Genomic DNA, 3,758 nt, shown 5'->3' with positions numbered 1-3,758 from the left:
ACTATTATAACAGATGAAGTAACAAAAGAATTTGACATAATACCAGATTCAAATATACAAGTAATAAAACCAGGAGTAGATGGAAAAGAAGATGAAATATTAAATATACAACCAACTATTAATGGTAATAAAATATCATTTAATCTTGGTGATGTTGGAACAGAAGGAAGAATAATAAAGTTTAGAATAAAACTTAAAGATGAGTATTATGGAATAGGGGATGAAAAAATAAAAACAAACGTAAATGCAACAATGAATTATAAAGATAAAAATAATCAAGATAAGGAAATAACATTCCAAGTTCCAGAAGTTAATATTCCTTATAAAAAAGGTTCAATAACTATAGAAAAAGAAGTAATAAATAAAGATGGCTTAAAAGCTCCTAATGATGATAACTTTAATATATTATTAAAGGGAAATGGTAATAGTTACGCATTTAATTTAAAGGCTGGAGAAAGTAAAAAAATAAACTTTACATTAAAGCATAAAGATGCTAAAGTTTCAGATGAAAATTTAGCAAAACAGGATTTCTTAAATATTGGAGAGTTTAATATTAAGGAAATAGTTCCAATGAATTATGAAATTCAAAGTATAATTGTAAATAATGAAAATGTAACTGATAATCCAAAAGTTACAATCAATAACGTGAATACAGATATAAAAATAAAAATAACAAATAAATATGTAAATGATAATTACTTCTATGATAAAGATGAAAAGAAGAATGTACTTAAAGTTGGTAAATAAATTTAAATTATTAATAAGTGTAATATTGATAATTATAATAATTATATGCAGTTTTATTTTAGTAAATAAAGTAAATAGTTATAAAAAAGCAAAGAACACTTATAAAGAATTATTAAATATAAAAAATGAATTAAATAAGAAAGATCAAATATTGGATAGTAAACTAAAAGCTATAAATAAGGATTATAAGATGTGGCTTCAAGTTGAAGGTACAAGTATAAACTATCCAGTAGTTCAAGGAGCGGATAATGAGTATTATTTAAATCATGATTTTAACAATAATATAAATAGTTCTGGAAGTATTTTTATTGATTATAAAAATGATATAAAAGAAGATAAAAATATAATTGTTTATGGACATAATATGAAAAATAAAACTATGTTTCAGCCACTTATTAATTTTAAAGAAAAACAATTTTTTGAGAAGAATAAATATATAATATTAACTGTCAATAATAAGGAATATAAATATGAGATATTTGCAAGCTATTTAATTGATGCAAATGTTGATGAATTAAAAATAAGTTTTTCATCAAATGAAGATTTTCTTAATTATATAAAAAAAATCAAAGAAAAAAGTTTATATAATAGAAATTTAAATATAAAAAATGATGATAAAATTATAACTTTAAGTACTTGTAGTTATGAAACTAAAAGTACTAGAATTGCAGTTTGTGGAAAGTTAATAAAATAAAATAATTTAAAATAAGGTTGGATGTAAAGTAATATCCAACCTTATCTATTTAAGGTATTTATAACTCAAATAGAATAAAATTTCTAAGTAAAAACTTTTCGACTTTTTTATACAGTTAAAATTTAACAATATTTGATAAATTATATAAAATATATATGAATTTATTAATTTAAGTTTAAATAAGCAAATTTTTATGTTAATTATACATATTAAGTTTAATAAAAAGAAAAAAATAATCCTTTAAAAGTAAAAAAAAGGAGAAAAAATATATTAAAAAAATTACAAGTTTCTTAACATTTAAAGAAAAATATAGTAGAATAACAAAGTAATACAAAATAGTATTAAAAAAATGTGAATTTATAATATATAATATGTTAAAAAAAGATAAATATTAATGGAAAAAGGAAGAATAAATTCATATTTATGTTATAATTTCAAAGGAAATGTAAAAAATACGGGGGAACTTAAATGAAAGAAGAAAATATTAATATTAGTGAAATCTTTGAAGCTCTTAAAAAGAGATACAAAATGATAATTGGTATAACATTAGCATTTACAATTATCGCTGGAATTATAAGCTTTTTCGTAATAAAACCAAAATATGAAGTTACAACAAAGCTTTTTATTGGTAAACAAGAAAGTAAAACAGAACAATATAATAGTAATGATGTAATGATGTATCAAAAATTACTTCAAACTTATGCTGAAGTTATAAAAACTGATGATTTAATAGAAAAAGGCTTAAAGAAAGCAAATGTAAGTCATGATATTAAAGATATAAATGATGTAGAGGAAAGCTTAAAAGTTACTCCAAGAGCTGATACTCAAATACTTGAAATATCTTATACTGGAACAGATAAAGATGAAGTTGCACGTGTAGTAAAAGGAATTACAGATGAATTTATAAAAGAATCAAAACAGCTTATTCCAAATGGAAATGTTAAAGTTATAGAAAAAGTAAAAGTTCCAGAAAAGCCAGTAAGTCCAAATAAAAAACTTAATATACTTATAGCTTTTGTACTTGGTCTTATGGTAAGCGTTGGATTAGCATTACTTTTAGAATTTATGGATAATACATATAAGTCAAAAGAAGAATTAGAAGAAGACTTAGATTTACCTGTTATTGGTGTTATACCAGAGCTTGATGATGAAACTAATAATAGAGATGTAAAGAGAAAGAAAGGTAGAAGGTAGGTGGAAATATGTTAATAGTTGAAAAACAACCAAAATCAATACCAGCAGAAAGTTATAGAACTTTAAGAACTAATATTCAATATTCATCTTTTGATAAAGAAATTGAAAAAATATTAGTTACAAGTTCAGAACCAGGAGAAGGAAAATCAACAACAGCTGGAAACTTAGCACTTGCCTTTTCACAAGATGAAAAGAAGGTATTACTTATAGATTGTGACCTTAGAAAGCCAAGTATTCATAAGAAGTTTAGAATATCAAATAATATTGGTCTTTCAGATGTTGTAATTGATAGTTCAAAGTTTAGTAAAGCAGTAATTCATCACACGGAATATCTTGATGTATTACCATCAGGTAAAATTCCACCAAACCCTTCAGAGCTTTTAGGTTCAAAAGCAATGGAAAATTTACTTAATGAATTGCAAAAACATTATGATTTAATAATACTTGATACTCCACCAGTTCATGCAGTTACTGATGCTCAAATACTTTCAACAAAAGTTGATGGGGTTTTGCTTGTAGTAAGAGCAGAAAGAACTAAAAAAGATTCAGTTGCATCAGCAAAGGCATCACTTGAAAAAGTTAATGCACATATTTTAGGTGTTGTATTAAATGGTGGAGAAAGAAGCTCAGGAAAATATTATTATTACTACGCTGACTAGGAGGACAATATATGATAGATATACATTCACATATATTACCTGGAATTGATGATGGATCAAAAAGTATAGAAATGACTCTTGATATGATAAAAAGAGCAGAAAGAGAAGGGCTTAAAAATATTGTAGCTACTCCACATTTTAGGAGAGGATGTTTTGAAGTTACTTATAATGAAGTAAAAGACTTAGTTTCAAAAATCAATAAGCTTTTGGAATCAGAAGGAATTGATATAAAGGTTCATGTTGGACAAGAAGTATATTTTTCAGAAAAAATTATTGATGATTTTGAAGAAGGAATAATTGGGACAATCAATGATGGGAAATATATGTTACTTGAATTTCCAATGAGAAAAATTCCAAAAGAAGCTGCTGATTATATGTATGAACTTAAATTAAGAGGAGTTACTCCAATTATTGCTCATCCTGAAAGATATTCAGAAGTTATAAGTAATGTTGAAGTATTAAAT

5 protein-coding genes are annotated in these 3,758 nt (G+C 24.1%); all 5 read left to right on the top strand.

The features are described from left to right. Positions 1-747, top strand: a 747-nt coding sequence (locus Q4E08_RS11790; RefSeq protein ID WP_303131172.1) for a hypothetical protein, incomplete at its 5' end; no start/stop codon positions are given. Next, a complete protein-coding gene (srtB, locus tag Q4E08_RS11785; protein WP_303131170.1) occupies positions 713-1,441 on the top strand; it encodes a class B sortase in 729 nt (242 codons plus the stop codon). The genes Q4E08_RS11790 and srtB, both read left to right, overlap by 35 nt. Before the next feature lie 468 nt (positions 1,442-1,909). Continuing rightward, on the top strand, positions 1,910-2,635 hold the full coding sequence (locus Q4E08_RS11780; protein ID WP_303131168.1) for a YveK family protein: 726 nt from the start codon (positions 1,910-1,912) through the stop codon (positions 2,633-2,635). A gap of 8 nt (positions 2,636-2,643) precedes the next feature. Further along, a complete protein-coding gene (locus tag Q4E08_RS11775) occupies positions 2,644-3,294 on the top strand; it encodes a CpsD/CapB family tyrosine-protein kinase (RefSeq protein WP_303131166.1) in 651 nt (216 codons plus the stop codon). 11 nt (positions 3,295-3,305) lie between these two features. Next, the coding region (locus Q4E08_RS11770; RefSeq protein ID WP_303131165.1) for a tyrosine-protein phosphatase at positions 3,306-3,758 on the top strand (453 nt) is incomplete at its 3' end.

This window comes from Clostridium sp. (assembly GCF_030532265.1).
In the GTDB taxonomy this organism is placed as follows: domain Bacteria; phylum Bacillota; class Clostridia; order Clostridiales; family Clostridiaceae; genus Clostridium.
The sequence above is the reverse complement of the archived record's forward strand: the minus strand, read 5'-3'. Positions and strand labels throughout refer to the sequence as shown.

Excerpts from the sequence above, each read along its gene's own strand:
- Q4E08_RS11775 (WP_303131166.1), top strand. The coding sequence starts at position 2,644 with ATGTTAATAGTTGAAAAACAACCAAAATCAATACCAGCAGAAAGTTAT.
- Q4E08_RS11780 (WP_303131168.1), top strand. The coding sequence starts at position 1,910 with ATGAAAGAAGAAAATATTAATATTAGTGAAATCTTTGAAGCTCTTAAA.
- srtB (WP_303131170.1), top strand. The coding sequence starts at position 713 with ATGAAAAGAAGAATGTACTTAAAGTTGGTAAATAAATTTAAATTATTA.